At 34.6% G+C, this 16,239-nt stretch carries 17 protein-coding genes and 2 tRNA genes; 15 read left to right on the top strand and 4 right to left on the bottom strand.

Annotated elements, in window-relative coordinates:
• From N456_RS07900 to N456_RS07885, 4 genes are all read left to right on the top strand, one after another.
• Positions 1 to 369, top strand: a 369-nt coding sequence (locus N456_RS07900) for a hypothetical protein (protein ID WP_205410258.1), incomplete at its 5' end; no start/stop codon positions are given.
• A 4-nt stretch (positions 370 to 373) separates the two neighbouring features.
• Positions 374 to 970 (top strand): M15 family metallopeptidase, encoded by a 597-nt coding sequence (locus N456_RS07895; protein WP_062055678.1) that lies wholly within the window; start codon positions 374 to 376, stop codon positions 968 to 970.
• A 498-nt stretch (positions 971 to 1,468) separates the two neighbouring features.
• The gene (locus N456_RS07890) at positions 1,469 to 2,050 is read left to right on the top strand and encodes a hypothetical protein (protein WP_148639236.1); all 582 of its coding nucleotides are present in this window, start codon (positions 1,469 to 1,471) and stop codon (positions 2,048 to 2,050) included.
• Between the two features lie 4 nt (positions 2,051 to 2,054).
• Positions 2,055 to 2,309 (top strand): hypothetical protein, encoded by a 255-nt coding sequence (locus N456_RS07885; protein ID WP_062055673.1) that lies wholly within the window; start codon positions 2,055 to 2,057, stop codon positions 2,307 to 2,309.
• A gap of 2 nt (positions 2,310 to 2,311) precedes the next feature.
• On the opposite strand, the gene N456_RS07880 is transcribed toward N456_RS07885, so the two are convergent.
• On the bottom strand, positions 2,312 to 2,677 hold the full coding sequence (locus tag N456_RS07880) for a helix-turn-helix domain-containing protein (protein WP_062055671.1): 366 nt from the start codon (positions 2,675 to 2,677) through the stop codon (positions 2,312 to 2,314).
• A 219-nt stretch (positions 2,678 to 2,896) separates the two neighbouring features.
• On the opposite strand from N456_RS07880, the gene N456_RS07875 reads away from it, so the two are divergent.
• The 10 genes from N456_RS07875 (at position 2,897) to N456_RS07825 (ending at position 12,809) form a co-directional block, all read left to right on the top strand.
• The gene (locus tag N456_RS07875) at positions 2,897 to 3,190 is read left to right on the top strand and encodes a hypothetical protein (protein WP_062055669.1); all 294 of its coding nucleotides are present in this window, start codon (positions 2,897 to 2,899) and stop codon (positions 3,188 to 3,190) included.
• 490 nt (positions 3,191 to 3,680) lie between these two features.
• Entirely contained in the window at positions 3,681 to 3,878 is a 198-nt protein-coding gene (locus N456_RS07870) for a hypothetical protein (protein WP_062055667.1), read from the top strand.
• Between the two features lie 188 nt (positions 3,879 to 4,066).
• Positions 4,067 to 5,890, top strand: coding sequence for a type VI secretion system Vgr family protein (locus N456_RS07865; RefSeq protein WP_062055665.1), 1,824 nt, complete (start codon positions 4,067 to 4,069; stop codon positions 5,888 to 5,890).
• 14 nt (positions 5,891 to 5,904) lie between these two features.
• Positions 5,905 to 6,594 carry a PAAR domain-containing protein gene (locus tag N456_RS23695; protein WP_082422478.1) on the top strand — a complete coding sequence of 230 codons (690 nt, stop codon included), beginning with the start codon at positions 5,905 to 5,907 and terminating at the stop codon, positions 6,592 to 6,594.
• Entirely contained in the window at positions 6,594 to 9,842 is a 3,249-nt protein-coding gene (locus N456_RS07855) for a toxin VasX (protein ID WP_062055663.1), read from the top strand. The genes N456_RS23695 and N456_RS07855 overlap by 1 nt, the downstream gene beginning before the upstream one ends.
• Complete coding sequence (locus tag N456_RS07850; protein ID WP_062055661.1) at positions 9,833 to 10,591, top strand: hypothetical protein; 759 nt, start codon at positions 9,833 to 9,835, stop codon at positions 10,589 to 10,591. The genes N456_RS07855 and N456_RS07850 overlap by 10 nt, the downstream gene beginning before the upstream one ends.
• Before the next feature lie 386 nt (positions 10,592 to 10,977).
• Entirely contained in the window at positions 10,978 to 11,370 is a 393-nt protein-coding gene (locus tag N456_RS07840; protein WP_062055657.1) for a hypothetical protein, read from the top strand.
• A gap of 15 nt (positions 11,371 to 11,385) precedes the next feature.
• Positions 11,386 to 11,784 carry a hypothetical protein gene (locus tag N456_RS07835; RefSeq protein ID WP_062055655.1) on the top strand — a complete coding sequence of 133 codons (399 nt, stop codon included), beginning with the start codon at positions 11,386 to 11,388 and terminating at the stop codon, positions 11,782 to 11,784.
• A 94-nt stretch (positions 11,785 to 11,878) separates the two neighbouring features.
• Complete coding sequence (locus N456_RS07830; RefSeq protein ID WP_062055653.1) at positions 11,879 to 12,160, top strand: hypothetical protein; 282 nt, start codon at positions 11,879 to 11,881, stop codon at positions 12,158 to 12,160.
• Positions 12,161 to 12,416: 256 nt separating this feature from the next.
• Positions 12,417 to 12,809 carry a hypothetical protein gene (locus N456_RS07825; protein ID WP_062055650.1) on the top strand — a complete coding sequence of 131 codons (393 nt, stop codon included), beginning with the start codon at positions 12,417 to 12,419 and terminating at the stop codon, positions 12,807 to 12,809.
• A 43-nt stretch (positions 12,810 to 12,852) separates the two neighbouring features.
• Here N456_RS07825 and N456_RS07820 read toward each other — a convergent pair whose 3' ends face one another.
• From N456_RS07820 to N456_RS07810, 3 genes are all read right to left on the bottom strand, one after another.
• On the bottom strand, positions 12,853 to 14,043 hold the full coding sequence (locus tag N456_RS07820; protein WP_158447849.1) for a tyrosine-type recombinase/integrase: 1,191 nt from the start codon (positions 14,041 to 14,043) through the stop codon (positions 12,853 to 12,855).
• Between the two features lie 137 nt (positions 14,044 to 14,180).
• A tRNA-Pro gene (locus N456_RS07815) sits at positions 14,181 to 14,255 on the bottom strand.
• 16 nt (positions 14,256 to 14,271) lie between these two features.
• A tRNA-Ser gene (locus tag N456_RS07810) sits at positions 14,272 to 14,355 on the bottom strand.
• A 157-nt stretch (positions 14,356 to 14,512) separates the two neighbouring features.
• On the opposite strand from N456_RS07810, the gene N456_RS07805 reads away from it, so the two are divergent.
• A complete protein-coding gene (locus tag N456_RS07805) occupies positions 14,513 to 16,222 on the top strand; it encodes a hypothetical protein (RefSeq protein ID WP_062055646.1) in 1,710 nt (569 codons plus the stop codon).
• The last annotated feature ends 17 nt before the right edge of the window (positions 16,223 to 16,239 follow it).

The following is a 16,239-nucleotide window of genomic DNA, read 5'->3' as shown; positions in this document are numbered from 1 at the left end:
ACGCTATTATCAAACAGAAAAGTACAAATAGTACTGCTCATTGTTATTCTGTATTTCATTTTTAGAAGAAAAATTAAAAAAATGATCTACAATTACAGACAGCGAAAATTTAACCAAAACGAAGCTCGAGACGTTAACCAATTAGCGCAACAATATAGATCGGCAGCTAATCCCTCTGGTATATCATGGATGATTAATGTAGATGGAACAGATGAGAGAGAGATTGAGCGTTTAGGCTACCAAACTAAAGGGCAATTACAACCCATTGCCGACGCATATCGCTTAAAGTTTGAAGAATCGCTAACCGATAGATTACGAAAAGAATTAAGCCCTAAAGAATTTCAGGACTGGAAAAATATTATTGACTAAGATTATGAATATCAAATTTACCCCTAATCGAACTGCTAAAATACTCCTTGTCATTGTGCTATTCATCATTATTGCTATTGCTTACAAAAAAAGAAAAAAGCTTAAAAAAACTGCTATGAATACCATTAACTATATCAAGCAAAAAACATGGGATATCTATTCTAATCGTAGAATAGATACCCTACACCCCGATATAAGAGCTAAAACAAAAGAGTTTATTATAAGAGCAGAAAAAGAACTAGGCATTAAATTACGTGTTACCTCTGCCCTTAGAACATGGCAAGAACAAAATCGATTATACAAAAAAGGAAGATCCGTTTCTGGTAAAATAGTAACCAATGCCAAAGCAGGGGAAAGCTATCATAACTATGGTCTTGCGTTCGATGTCGTAGAAATCAAAAACGGTAAAGCGTTATGGAATAATCCTAATTGGCAAAAAATAGGCAACTTAGGAAAATCATTAGGCTTTGAGTGGGGTGGCGACTGGAAACGTTTTAAAGATAAACCACATTTTCAAAAACGATTTGGTAAACACCATACCACACTAGCGAAATTATACAAATCAGGACAACGTAAAGGAAATTATGTATTGTTTTCATAATCAGATGAAAGAAAAAATAAAAGGGAAAAAACAAGGTTAGTATTAATACTAATCTTGTTTTTTTATGTTGGCTACACATTCTATATTGATAGAGTACATAAGGTATTTTAGAGGTGTAAGTAGACAATTGAATATACATTACTCTAATTTCTTTTCTGAATTCTTAATTGCTCTAATTACTTTTTTATTGACATTTTTTACCAATATTGCGTATTACGAAAAAAAATTGCGGAAAACCCGTATACAAGATGCATAATAAACTATATATATTTGTAATATAACTAGATAATAAAAGATACAGATAAACAAGTTATGATTACTAAAGCAGAATATATACAATATGATTAGATAAAAATTCTTATCCTAAATATTAAAAATTTATCTTAGTATGAATTTTAAATATTTTAAAAATGAAAAAGTTAGTTTTTATTCTGGGTATTATAAGTATCGTTTTATCTATAAGTAGTTGTAAAAATTCTGATCTAAATGAGGATTTATATGAATTGGAAAACAATAATGAAATTCACCAAGTGGATAGAGAAAAGATTGAAAGACCAGGCGACCAAGGCAATTAAAAGTTCTGATTCAGATGTAAAAATATTTGCTTCGTTTTTAATTATTTTATCGGGAGTAGTTCTATTTACCGATAAAATCACTGATTTCGGTATTAACGAAACTTTAGGTTTTGAAGATACACAAACAATGATCTGGATTCTTTGTCAAACTTTATCGCCATTATTACTTTGCATAGGTGGAATACTTAAACCTTATAAGTTATTCTATAGTGTTCCTTTATACTTATATTTTATACAATTCTTTTGGATTTTTAACCCATCTTATAAAATGGATGATTTCTTATTACATGTCTATGCAATAGGTTTTTGTATTGGTGTTTTTTTATTTTTAGCATTACTCATTTTCTTTATTAAGAAGGTAAGAGAAAATAGTAAAAAGCTTATTTTCAATATAAGAAAACTCACATCTTTTATCTTATTTGATATTAGAAATAAATATATCAATAAAGAAAATCGTAAGGAATTTGCTAAAGACGTAATAGATTTCAACAAAACCTTAAAATGATGATATGCGGAAAAATAAAGGTAATAAAGAAACTATATTACACGAATTACTCAAGAAAAAAAAATATTACACAGAAGAAGCATTCGAAATCTTATCAGGAGATTTAATTGACGATCTTGAAATTGACACCGACATAAAACAGGTTAAATTTGAGAGTTATATACAACACCTTACTGCAAAAGGGATAAATTTACAAATTATTCAGAATGGAATATTAAGCGGTATTAATTCAGAATATTTATCAAAAAGAAAAGACTAATATTATTTCACTTGATTAGCTTTAATAAGACGTTCTTCTAGCTCTTTATTTATTCTTGTTACTATTAAATTCTCAATTTTAGTTTGAAAATACGGGTGTTTCATTAAATTGTCCCAGTTTTCTAAACATTCACGAGCCAATTTTTCTATTTCTGCATTTATTGCAGTATTTTCATTATTAGATGTATCCTTAAATAATTCAGAGACACTAACCCCATAATGATTTGCTATTGCTGCTATTTTCTTTTTAGGAATAGTTACTTTACTTGATTCATAATGCTGTATACTTCTAAGACTCACACCAACGATATCCGCTAGCATTTGCTGAGTTTCTCCTTTACTTTTTCTCAATCTTTTAATAATTTCCATTTACTGTAATTAAAGCGAAATAAAATTTCATATAATTATTAAAAACGCAATATTTTTACGTATATTAGTTGCGTTAAAATATAATATCCTAAAAATAGGGAAAACAAATTGTTATTAAACCTTAAAAACGTTGGATTTTATGAAAGTATTGCTAATCTAAGTAAATATCTATTATTTTTTTTTAGTCAATACAAGCAAACACCCTTAAAATAAATAGATATGAAAACAAGTACCACCCAAGAAAAAGAAAGAAGAATACGCCTTTTTGAAGAACGTGTATTTACTCAATTACAGATCAAGCAATCACAGTTTAATTGCTGTGTAGAGAGTTATAGCGGTTATGCCCTATTATTACGCAGATGGATACAAGAATCTAATAAACAGGGGCTAAATTCTTATGAGATCGCAACTATAATCCGTAAGTCTCCTTTAGCCATAGATCATATACAACAAAATAAACCATTATCTCTAAAAAAGGTAATCCCTAAAAATAGTAGAGTGAGCGTAAGTTAAGTTGAGTTAGTTTCTGCAAAGATGTCGGGTACGATAGTAATAACTAGATATGCCATCCTAAAACGGATTATACCTAAGAGGGGTTTATTTTCTATTTTGACAACGTTCCGTTTGTTCTATCGGTATACAGTGCTACGTACCAGATGTCTTTGCTAACTAGCAAACAAACTAAATACCTCGCTATAAACATAAAAATATAGATAAATGATAACATTTATAGTATCATTTCTAATCACTAAAAAAAGGAATTCATAAAATGCAGGTCAGGGGTAATACTATAGTAATGATAGAGTATAGCTTGGGGACATATACTATATCTACTATATATCAATCAATTACCCCTGTTTTTTTATCCCATAGCCCCAATGTTCCCCAATGAGGAGAACAAGAGTAATTTTTGTACACCATTACCCCACTATAGCCCACCGTGTGCAATAGTACTCTTGTATCCTTTTTTTTTAGATCAATAATAACCTATAAAAAAGCAATAATGCTAGTAGAAGATAACTTAGAAGAAGTACCAAAAAAAATAGTATTCGGCATACTAAAACTACTAAACATCAATACATCAGATTTTGAAAATAAGCTATTAGACGACGATCCATATTACATAAAAATATATGCATGGATCTATGCTAGGTATCATGAGAATCGAGATCATAAAAAGCAAGACAAAAAAAATGAATAAAAATAAACCATAGTAAACAACCATAAAAAAACAACCCTAAAAACAGTACTAATTCTGCGGTTTTCAATCAACCAGTAATCAACAGTTTTAAAGTATATTTACACCTAGATATCCCAAAATCTTTAAAGCTTTAGTTAACTGGATTAAACGTAATATACTTATAACAACTAACTAAAATATTTAAAGAAATGATACAAGAAATTAAAGTTTACATCGCAGGTAAACCACTACTGGGATACACCTCTTTTAGTGGATCGATAGCACAAGAAATTGGCAAGCACCATACCTTTAGTATAGTATTTTCCTCTTTCTTAGATAAGGACTTAAAACCTATTCCTTTCCAAGATCATGATAAGTACCAGAATCAGGAGATTTCTATTTTCTCCGCAGATGGTGCATTACAATTTACAGGGATCATTCTTAGTGTACAGCATACTAAGAATGATAATGGCAATCATGGAGGGATGCTCTTTAGAGGAGCAAGCCCCACCATAGGATTACAAAAATCTACACAATGCCAGAGCTTCGATACCGGTACCACAATAAAGAACATGAGTACTCATATCCTACGAGACTATCCCACCCTATCGACCTACTACGGATCAGAAACCAATAAACAACTTGGCTACACCGTACAGTACAATGAATCTGATTGGGATTTTATCACCCGTATAAGCAAGCGATACGGCATATTTACCTACTATGATGGCGAGCAATTAAATATCGGTAGAAACCCAACTACAGTAATAGAATGGTCTGGCACATTCGGGCAAGATGTTAACGAATTTATCATCAATGACAATCTAGAAGAGCAGTTAGCCACACTACACTATCACGATCATATCACACAGCAACCCCATACCGCTACTAGTACCCATAACAATAGTACCACACCAAACATACTAGCCCCTACCGCCAATAGATCCGCAGCAGCATTTAGCAAACAGAGCACTTATTACTACACACACCTACAGAACGATTATTTTGCACAGCAACACCTAGATTACCTAACCAAAGTACATACAGAGAGCCAAAAAGCCCGTATGATTACCGCTATCGGTAGCACCACTATACTGGGATTAAAACCCTGCGACCAACTACAGGTAACAGGGCACCACTACAGTAATAGTGCTACCTCAGAGCATCCCTATGGTACTTATGAGCTGACTAAAGTAACCCACCACTTTAATAACACCGGCTATTACCATAATAAGATCGAAGCAATTGTAACAGGAGTAGCACACCCACCCTATAGTGATATCAATGCCATCCCTAAGATAGAAGCCATGTCTGCTATAGTAGTCGATAATAGGGATCCAGAGGGATTAAACCGAGTAAAACTACAATTCCCGTGGCAGCAACAAGCCAATACCACTACCGATTGGGTACGCTGTACCAATGCACACGCAGGAGCAGCACATGGCAGTTATATGGTAGCCGAGATCGGAGACGAGGTATTTTGTAATTTTTTAGGCGATAATCCAGAACACCCACTAGTTATGGGATCGGCATATAATAAAACCACTAATCACCAATTCTATACCCCAGATAATACGATCAAAGCAGTAAAAACTAAAAGTGGTAATACTATCATTTCTAATGATGCAGACGGTAGTATCACCGTACAGAACCAGAGTGGTAGTACTATTACCTTAGAACCCAATGGTAATATTAAGATCAGTGCCCCAGAAACACTAACCCTAGAGGCTAAGAATATGCTTTTTAAAACTACAGAAAACATGCGCTTGGAGTCCGCACAAGATACCAGTATTACCACACAAGGTAAGATACAGGCAAGCAGTACAGATACAATGACATTACAAGCTCAAAACGATATCCGTATTGATAGCACTACTAATGCAACACTACACGCACAAGCTGATACCACTATAGAGGGAAAGAATGTAATAACAGAAGCCCTATCCAATGCCGATATGATAGGACAGACCACCACCGTATCAGGCAGAACAACGGAGATCAAAGGAGCAAGTAATAAAATAGATATCACCTAATACCAATAAAACCTATGTCATCAAAACCCATCGCAGTAGTAGGCAGTATGCACAGCTGCCCAATGTATACAGGTAGCACCCCACATATAGGAGGTGCTATTATCACCTCTGCCGCACCAGGCGTAACCATTAATGGGCAAGCAATTGCCCTACAAGGAGATAGCTGTGCATGTGTCGGAGCAACAGATATGATTGTACAAGGCAGTAGTGGCGTTTTTATCAATGGTATCCCTATGGCAACGGTAGATTGCAAAACCGCACATGGAGGAGTAATCACCACAGGCATCCTAGGAGTAACCCTAACTACCACTAGCCCAGAAACAGTACTCACCCTACCCGAAGATCAGATACCCTTCCCCGAGAGTACCCTTATAAATCGTATACTCGGCACTACCAGAACAGCACAAGAAAACCAAGACCTATTACGACAACCAGAAGAAGGCAACCCCAGAGTTGTAAACCCTAGATGGATCAAAGAAGAACGACTCATTAGACAATCTAAGGTAATAAAACGAGTAACCCTACAGGCAGATACCTATACGATCCCCGATGGAGGTATTGCTACCATACGAGTAAAAAAACCAATACCCGATGCAGATGGATACCATACCATAGAAGAGCTATCGGGGCAGGTACAGGATAAGAAGGTAACCATCGTTTGGGAAACAGAAGAAGAAGAACCTAATACAGCATCACTACAATAATGGCAGATGAACTAACATTGCAGCAGCGACAGCGACAGGCATATAATGAGGTCGTAGGGCGTTATATTTTTGAAGTAGAATACCCTGGGGCACCCATCGTGCAGAGTAGAGAACTTACAGTAACCAAAGCAGGGATAAAACTCTATTTTCTAAGGCACGGGGCATTTGATGAGTACTCAATGCGCCCTGCCATAGAGATTGATGTAGAGGATCCCAAACCGATCAAAAAACCAATTCGGATTACCAGCAATGGAGTTATAGAATTAGAAGAAGTAACCGTAATACAGTATGGAGATCGACCAGATATAGAGAACTGTTTTTATGGAGAGACCTTCCTTAGAGAAGGATATATCTATCTTCTTTTTGAAAACCGAGACGATCTATGGTTAGAGTATCAAACAGTGCGTGGCGGTGGGTTAAAACCCATCATCTGGGAGCAAGGCAGTACCATAGCAGGCAATGATGGATTCTATGATGTACGCCAGCCAGATAATACCATTATCGATAGTGGTATATCGGTAGCACAGTGCGATGTGGTATGGGTAGCATTCTCTGATGTACAGTGGTCAGTAGCTTATCATCAAAAGATGCGTAGCGATACCTCGGCAAGAGCTGCCAGAATGCAGCGTATAGAATGCACAGGATTGCAACCCAATGAAGAAATCCCTGGGGTAAAATCCTATGATCAGGTAGATGCCGTATGTACTGCCGAGCAACAAACAGAAGCACGATGGATACACCACCGATTAGAGCAGGTGCAGTTAGAGGATACCGATCCAGAGCTAAAAGAAGATATGTTTATTATACTAGAAGATCCTGTAGGTATCGTATCAGATCTGCACCATATCCTAGCCAACAAGGTACTAGAGCATAAGGCAATGGTAGATGCCGTACGTAGTGGCGAGACCCACCAACAAGCCATCAATCGCTTAGAAAAAGGAGATATTATTCCCCCAGTACCTGAGCCAGCATATCAGCACTTGTTTTCGCTAGCACTAAGCTGTTATCAGATGGTCTATAACTCTCCAAAAACGATACAAAAATATGATGGAGGGGGTAAAGGGATTGATCTTTTGCAGGTACATCCTGGAGATACTACGATTAATAGACGGATCACCAAAACAGGGACAGTAACCACCTATAGCAATACCCAATTAGCATTAGGATATGGGCTTAATAGAGAAAAACTCATCGAGATTCTGGGAGTAAACAAGCGCAGAGAACTACGAGATACCGTACTGACCTATCGTACTGCTCTTGGTAACCTATTACAAGATCCCTATCTATCCCCCTACCTAGAGGATTACTTACATAATACCTCAGAACATCGCCTATGGGGGCGGGCTGATTTCTTAACCTATCTAGAGCATATCGTTAGCACCCCCCATACCTATGAGCGGCATCTACTACTACATAATGAGTTGGTACGTACAGATCAGTGGAGTAAATGGACATGGCAACTACTAGACCCCAATAACCCCCCAGAAAAACCACCAGCACTACCCACAGCAGCACCAGAGTATACAGGTCTAGATCCATTATATGCATTAGTAGGTACCTCTCTTAATCTAACAGAGGTATACCATAAGGGAGACAAGACCAGTATCAAACTCGCAAAGTTGATTAAGAAAATTATAAAACCTCTTGCAGAACAAGCCTATACCTCTAAGATGCATAACGGAAAATTCTACCAAGAAATCGCCGAAAAACACACCTTTATGGTCAATAGGCTTAATCAATACATCAAGGTCTTTGACGAAGAATTGGTCGTAATGAGCAATACCCAGATCCAGCTACGACTACGAGAACTAGGCGTGGTATTAGACCCAGAGTATGTACAGACCACCACCTACCTCCATAAAGAAGAACAGATACTTGCACTCCTAAGAGGGTCTAAGGGGGTAACTGTGGATGAGGGAAGAGTTGGCTATTTCCCCGATCAGCAGACTAAGGTAGCGATCAGTACCGCTAGGGAGATCAATCCCGAGACCCATAGTAGAAACCTAAGGAACCAGAAAATTGAAAAACTAATTAAGAGTAGAGCCTTTAATGGGGTGTTTGCATTATTAGAGATCTATAATTTTAAAAATGCTTTTTTTAAAGTAATAGATAAGGAAAGAAAATTTAAAGAAGAAGCTAACCTTTTAGGATCTTCTGTAAAACTTACTGAGGCAATGCTAAATCTTAGGATAGCATTTATAGAACATAGCGGTAAGGAAGCAACAAGAACTTTTGGGTTAAGAGCTTCTATGGTAGGTGCTATAGGTTCTGTATTTACATCGGGCATGTGTTTTTGGGAAGCTATAGAATCCCATACCCAACGAGATAGCGATGCTGGGATGGCATTTATCGGGGCAGGTATCGCCTTTGGGATCTCGGCAGGAGTAAGTATTACTGCGGTCGCTACCTCGGCAGTCGCTATAGGGTATACTGGTGCAGTAGCCAGCAGTATTACTGCATGGGGTACTGCACTAGGATTAACAGGACCAGTAGGATGGATTGCGGCTCTAATCGGGGTCGGTATACTAGTATTGGCACAGCTCTATAAGGATACTGCACTAGAGACCTATTTTAAGCATTTTTTATTAAGTGATTATAAAGAGTTTACAGCACTCCCTAATGAGCTACCTATGGAGTATACCCGTAGACTGATTGCCGCTAGAGACACATTGGTAGATCAGCCACAGGATAATCAGCATCTTATAGACCCATATCTGGCAAGTGCTACCCTAATGGATCTGGTCGTATGTACTAAGGTATCGATTAGGATCAAAGGAGATCCTAAAAAAAGAATCCCCCTACTGGTTACCAGTACTAGTGATATATATGAGTCGAGCACCATTTATCTAACCATGCGATACCACCATTATTTTAATCATACCGATCAGGTACACTACCATGCGTTTTTATACCCCGATGGTATAGCAGATAGCTCCCCAATTACCCTACCTACTAAGGCAGTGATTACCGAGGTGGTCGATGATCAGTTACAAAAAGCAGTGCAGATAGCACTACGCCTTAGTAGCACATACCAGCGGCTATGTGCAGAGAATGCCTGTATGCTAGTGGCTACCCGACTAGAGGTAGATAGTGATACGGGGCATTATTTTCCGTTTAGGATTGCTACAACAGAGCGATGGCTTGGTACAATAGTACACCTAAGCCCACATAATTATATGGTTAAAGAACAAGAAGAATTTATAATAGGATCATTAGATTTGTTAAAAAAAGCAGCAACATGGCAGTAGAGGAGTATAAACGAGCAATCACCCACCAAAACTATGGCGCTGGGCAGGCTGGGTTAGAGCAATACCACCATAGGGTATATAAAGAGATTACAGAACGCCCCAAAGGATTAACACTAGAATCGGTACGAAAAAAGAGAAACTTTACCAAAGCGACTGATACCTATATGTTAATGGTACATGGGGCTACGGTAGCCCCTATATGGGGGGGGGGGGTAGCTTTTATAATGGTACTGATATTTCTAACACATCTTGGTGAGGAGATGATCTTTTTTGAGTGGTTAGTATTTGGGATTTCTTGCATTACTACAATCTACTTTGCTATTTACTATTTTAGGATGCCCAAAAAAGAAAGTATTCTAAACCGCCAAGATGGTTTGGTTACGATTCCTGGGTTTTATTACCAGCCTAATAGCACCATGCGGTTTGCAGATGCTCTGTTTTCTTATAGTACGGGGGGAGAGGATGCTATGGGGGCGTTTAAATTACAGATCATCCGCCCAACCAAAGGGTATACTTTTTATTTTTTTTCTGTAGGTTGGGGTTGCTATGCTGATATATCGCTAATTACATGGTATATGGATAAAAACAGACCCTTACCCCCCGGAGATGCTTTTGATGCCTACCGCCAGCAAGATTATGAGCGTCGTAAGGCAGAGGGGTTTCCTAAACCTTTATACCCTAGTACGATCCCTACCCCAGAGGCTACCCCAGAGCAACAAGCAGAACGTAAACGTATTGGAGGATGGTAAGCATAGTGAAGTAACACCTAAAACTCTAAATTATGTAGTAACAATATAACACATAAAAGTGAAACATAATGATAAGTTCAAAAACTCAAATACATGCCTATAATAATCAGCACAGCGATATTAAAGGAGGAACAACAAAGATAATGTGAGTTATACTGACAACAACATAATAGTAACTAATTATAAAATAAAATTTAAAATATATGAATACGTTTAATAAATGGATTATGCTAATTATTTTTTGCTTAGGGGCTTTATTCTTTTTATTTAAAGCATTTATCAGGTACGAAGTAAGAGATAATGACTCAGGTACTATGTTTGTTTTAACAGCCATTATGTCTTTGATAATTGGAATTGTAATATTCACTAATAAAAAAAATAAGTAGATGGCAGAAATAATTATCCGCTTTGAAGAAAAAGGAAGAGCAAAAGAATTAGATGTAATTTTGAATAAACAAAAAATAGGTTCCTTATCCAGAGGAAATACAGGTAATTTTTTGTGCAGCGATAATGCTCATACTATTCTGCTTAAAAACGAAGGATACATTACCAATGAATTGAAGTTCTACATTAAAAAAGATGAAAAAAAAACCTTTATTGTCTCTAAGCCGTCATTATTTGTATATGTAAGAATACTATTTTGGTTGGCAGCAACTTCATTTTGTGCTCATAAAGCGATAGGAATAGGTTACTATTTATTTTTTGGAGGTTTAGTTGGTTTTTTTCTTCTAGCACTATATAGTAAGAATCGTTATAACTTAAAACTTGTTAAAGAATAATTAATAGTATACATAATGAAAGATATTCTTAATAAAATTGATTCATTTAGGCTCAAAGGGAGTGATTGGTCTGAATTAAATGAGTTGTTAACAGATTTAGAAAAAACAGCTCACCCAGAAAAAGGAATTGTTACTCTTTTTAAGGTATTAGAAAGGTATCATGATAGAGATGATCATGTTTTATGGGAAGTTGGTCATGCTGTAGAAGATATGAAAGGTTTTAAACAAGAGTTGGTCAATTCTTTAAAAAGGCAACCTTCTGATATCGGGATTATGATATTAAACGCATATTATAATGATGGGGTTAAAGAGATTGGTAATGAAAGTATGACTGATATTCTAAAACACTTAGAAAATCATCCAAAATCTTCAGATTCTATGATCAGCTATATTAAAGAGGCTTTCGAGCAATGATAATAAAAAAAATAAGTATAGAAAAACCGAGGGTTTCTAAAATCTTTATACCTTAGTGATATAGGAACTCCATATAATATCCCATCGATTAAAAATGATTTTTGATACTACAATACAAAAACTTATCAATCCAGATTTTAGATGTGTAATAAAGCAGAGTGAAGAATACCCTATTTATGGCGCAGTTTTTACTTATGATAGTAAACATACTTATATGAGAAAATTAGGAGGGATAAAAGAATGCATAGAAACTATTATAAAAGAAGTAGAAAATGATCCTAGATATATTTCACCTGTTGCAGTTCAAGTTTTTGACCAAGACACAGAAAAATTAATATGGCATGGTACAATAACCAAACAACTTGATAAGGATTAGGAATTCAAAACATTATTTAGTGTTACGTTTTTAATGCTTTTGGCAAGTTGATTTAAATTAAGATCAGTCTTATAAATTGATCGTTACTTAGCTTTATATGCAATACTAAAATCATATTAAGCTGATATACCCCTATTTAATCTAAGAAACACCCTGCAATACGTTTTATTCTATAGTAACGTATTAGAGAATGGTAGCTTTTTTTTAGAGCTCTACTATTAACTATTTTTTATAAACAATTCAATAATAAATAATTATGGCATTTCGATTTTTTTCGTCAAAATATATAACTGATTTTACAACAGAACTATCTAATAAACAATCCGTAATCATAGCTTTAGAAACCATAGAGAAATTAAAATGGTACGTTGATTCTTTTCATGATGAAAAATCTATTATTATCGCCTTTACTAGATTCTCTTGGCGATCATGGAGAGAAGAAATAATTATTACTATCAATAATGGTACTATTAATATAGAAAGTAAATGCGTTGAAAGTCAATTAACTGATTTTGGAAAAAACAAAAAGAATGTTTCTCAATTTATTTCAACATTTAACACTATCAAAGAGAAGCTGTCTATATCTGATATAGAACATAAAATAACGGAGTTAGAGAATAATTTAAAATCTGCAATTGAAATAGATTAAAGATATTAGTGAAGAATTACAGTTACTATGTTGGGGGGTGAAATCATATTTCAGGAAGCATTGATACTGCGTTTTCATCCTCTAACAATCCCATTGATTTTAAATACCGCTCTGTAGTCGTTACTGTAGTGTGCCTACACATTTTTTGTATTTTTCTAATATCTTTTTCTTCTTTATACCAGTTTACTGCTGCGGTGTGTTTAAAGCCATATAAAGTGTAGTCAGGGTCTTTATCAAATCCAAAATACTGTTTTACTTTCAAAAAATGTTTAGTCATGTAATTCTTTCCCATTTGGGTATGTGATGGTTTTTTACTGCCACTAAAAACATAATAATCTTTTTGATATTGATCTAAGTTCATTTTTATTATGATTTTTCTCAGTGCATCGGCAATTGGTATAATATCACATCTTTTTCCCTTACTGGATTCTACCCAAATACGAATTATGTTTTCTTTTAAATCAATATCACCAATTTTTAAACTCCTTAATTCTACTGGTCGCATAAATGAGTAGTAAATAAAAGAGATAATATCCCATAAGTATGGGTCATTATCCAAAATCCATACTTTCATGTCTGCTATTTGTTCGTTGGTATAAGGTTTGTTTTTAGTACCATAATTTGTAGGAAGTTCGTCTATTTTTTCAAAGGGGTTATTTTCTTTGTTTATCCATTCTTGTTTGATACAATCACTATAAAAAGCACTTAGAACCCCTATTTTGTTATTATGTGTTTTAGATTCGTTTTTAAGATCAGTCAGGACATACATTTGATATTCTTGTAAAATATGAAAATTAATGTCTTGTATACGTGTAATAGGTTCCTCTAATTTTGCACCCCAGTTAATAAAGCTTTGTATTTCCTTTTTAAAAGTGCTAATACCGTTTTCTTTATATTTTTTTGCTTCTCTAAGAATTACAAGTTTATCAAGTGCTTTTTGAATAGTTGTAGGCTTTGTTTTTACTTTCTCTTTAACTTCTTTAGCCTGTTTTATCTCTTTTTGTTCTTTGCCTTTATTACGGTCTATGTGAAAACCTTCTTTCAGAAGTTTATTAATTTGTGTTCTTCTATCTTTTAGGAATGCTTCTTTTTCTGCTTTGGTTTTATATTCAGCAGGAATATAAGTTCTTTTGCGATCCAAATCATTTTTCTGCACATCCCAAACATAAAATTTTATATAATCACCTTTAGTAGCTTTAGAACGTACTATTTCAGCTTTTTTAAATTTTGGCATATTTTGAAACTCATCTTTGCTTACTAGCTTAAAAGTTTCTATTAATGTGTCTTTTACTGACACCGTTACTGACACCACTGCCCCCCTTAAACTAGAAAAGCTCCCGTTATCTGTTGATAACGAGAGCTTTAAATTAGTCGGGGTGGCAGGATTCGAACCTGCGACCTCCGCGTCCCAAACGCGGCGCGATAACCGGGCTACGCTACACCCCGAAATATAAAAAAAATGCGGAGAGACAGGGATTCGAACCCTGGCGACACTTGCGCGTCGACAGATTAGCAATCTGCTCCATTACCACTCTGGCACCTCTCCTAATAAATTTTATTATGAACGTACATTATTATTTCAAATGCGGATGCAAATGTATGCTTTATCACTCTACAATGCAACATTTTTTTAGCATTATTTTAAATTTTATTTAAACTCTTTTTTAAAAACTTAAAAACCAGTCTTTTTCAAAAAATAAAAATTGAAATATTTTTTTACTGAACCTGTAATAGAAGCCTTAAATACTACTTTTATATATTTGTATATTATTGACCCTATTATACGCTTTATGAAAATTTATAAAAATAATATAACCGTAAATAAGAATTATTTTTTAGTTATTGTTTTGCTAATCTCTAGCTATACTTTTGCTCAAAAACCAATTTTGCTTGAAGATTTCTCTTTTAAAATAGGTGAAAAATATAAACGAATAAAAAGTCTCAATACATACCATGTTGCTATTGGTAATCGACTTGCTTCTATTAAAAAAGGAAGAAACTCGATGACTATACAGAGATATTCTCTAGATAACCTTAAAGAAGATGTAAAAAAGAGACAAGTAGTCGATGATAAAGGAAATTTTGAAACAGTTATAAAACTAGGGGAAAAAGCAGTTGCTTTTTATTCTATTAATGATAAAGCCTACGCTCAGAAAATATCTCTTACTGGAATAGTCATTGAAAAACCAATTCAATTAATCAATGATAGAGAGAATGTTAATAGAGATTTTGGTTTTAAAAGCACATATGGATTTGATGCTGGAGGAAGAATCAACAAATTTGCATTTAAAAAATCTACAGACGAAAAAAATCTCTTGATTCTATATCGTATTAAAACAGAATCTGATAAAAAAGATAAAATAGGAATTGCAGTATATAGCAATACTTTAAATCTTCTTTGGAAGAAAAAAGTAACACTCCCCTATCCATCTAATAGAATCCAAAATGAAGATTTTGCAATCGGTAATGATGGAAATTTTTATATGACTGCATCTATCTTTAATGTAGAATCAAAGAACAAAAATAAGTTAAAAGAAACTTATCATACCGAAGTTTTTAAAATTACAAAAAATGATACTGAAATTATAAAAAGTAAAATCGGAATCTCAGGAAAAGCCATTACTGATGCTGTTATTGAAACTGGTCCTTTAGGAAAAGTAACGATTTCTGGTTTATATGCTAATACTGAAAATAAATCTGAAACCTCTGGTGTCTTCTCTACTGAGTTATCTGATAATGGTCTAGTTAATCAAATTACTAAGAGTGATATCCCTATAGAAACACTCCAAGACTTAGCTCTAAAACGCGAAGAACGTATTAATGAAGGAACACAAAAAGAAAATGATAAAAAAGATCTAGAAAACCTTAGAATCAATGCTGTCGCTTTTAATAATGACGGTAGTATTGTTTTAATGGCAGAACAGCGCTATGTAGAATCATTTACTACCTCTAGCTCTTCTGGATCTAGAACTACATATAGATATTTCTATCGAGATATATTTACTTTTAAATTAGCTACAGATAATACGATAGCTTGGATGCATAAGCTACCAAAAAATCAATTTGGAACGGTTAGTAAGCGTAGTATGTCATATTTTAATTTAATGAATGGAGGTAAGCATTACTTGTTTTTTATTGATGATTTTACAAATCTTAAAAGATCATTTAACGAAACCCCTACACGATATTTTGATGGCAAGAAAGAGTTTATTTATCTTACATCATATGTAATTGATGATAGTACAGGAGAAGCCACGAAAGAAGCTATTCTTACAGGAAGCGATATTAGAAATTCTCGCTTAGATGTTCTAGAACTAACTAAAACAGTTATATTACCCAATAAAACAATGATTATGGAGGCTTATGATGGTAAAAAGAGTAATTTATTGCTTAAAATATCGTTAGTAAAATAAGTAATGAGTCTATGTTT

Origin of the sequence: Aquimarina longa SW024 (assembly GCF_001401755.1) — a bacterium.
Classification (GTDB): domain Bacteria; phylum Bacteroidota; class Bacteroidia; order Flavobacteriales; family Flavobacteriaceae; genus Aquimarina; species Aquimarina longa.
Note: the sequence above shows the minus strand (reverse complement) of the source record. Positions and strands in the feature narration are given on the sequence as shown.

Bases quoted from the DNA above. Each gene is read 5' to 3' on its own strand.
- N456_RS07850 (WP_062055661.1), top strand. From the start codon at position 9,833: ATGGCAGTAGAGGAGTATAAACGAGCAATCACCCACCAAAACTATGGC.
- N456_RS07880 (WP_062055671.1), bottom strand. From the start codon at position 2,677: ATGGAAATTATTAAAAGATTGAGAAAAAGTAAAGGAGAAACTCAGCAA.
- N456_RS07895 (WP_062055678.1), top strand. From the start codon at position 374: ATGAATATCAAATTTACCCCTAATCGAACTGCTAAAATACTCCTTGTC.
- N456_RS07835 (WP_062055655.1), top strand. From the start codon at position 11,386: ATGAAAGATATTCTTAATAAAATTGATTCATTTAGGCTCAAAGGGAGT.
- N456_RS07830 (WP_062055653.1), top strand. From the start codon at position 11,879: ATGATTTTTGATACTACAATACAAAAACTTATCAATCCAGATTTTAGA.
- N456_RS07875 (WP_062055669.1), top strand. From the start codon at position 2,897: ATGAAAACAAGTACCACCCAAGAAAAAGAAAGAAGAATACGCCTTTTT.
- N456_RS07890 (WP_148639236.1), top strand. From the start codon at position 1,469: ATGAATTGGAAAACAATAATGAAATTCACCAAGTGGATAGAGAAAAGA.
- N456_RS07825 (WP_062055650.1), top strand. From the start codon at position 12,417: ATGGCATTTCGATTTTTTTCGTCAAAATATATAACTGATTTTACAACA.
- N456_RS07865 (WP_062055665.1), top strand. From the start codon at position 4,067: ATGATACAAGAAATTAAAGTTTACATCGCAGGTAAACCACTACTGGGA.
- N456_RS07840 (WP_062055657.1), top strand. From the start codon at position 10,978: ATGGCAGAAATAATTATCCGCTTTGAAGAAAAAGGAAGAGCAAAAGAA.
- N456_RS07885 (WP_062055673.1), top strand. From the start codon at position 2,055: ATGCGGAAAAATAAAGGTAATAAAGAAACTATATTACACGAATTACTC.
- N456_RS23695 (WP_082422478.1), top strand. From the start codon at position 5,905: ATGTCATCAAAACCCATCGCAGTAGTAGGCAGTATGCACAGCTGCCCA.
- N456_RS07870 (WP_062055667.1), top strand. From the start codon at position 3,681: ATGCTAGTAGAAGATAACTTAGAAGAAGTACCAAAAAAAATAGTATTC.
- N456_RS07855 (WP_062055663.1), top strand. From the start codon at position 6,594: ATGGCAGATGAACTAACATTGCAGCAGCGACAGCGACAGGCATATAAT.
- N456_RS07820 (WP_158447849.1), bottom strand. From the start codon at position 14,043: ATGCCAAAATTTAAAAAAGCTGAAATAGTACGTTCTAAAGCTACTAAA.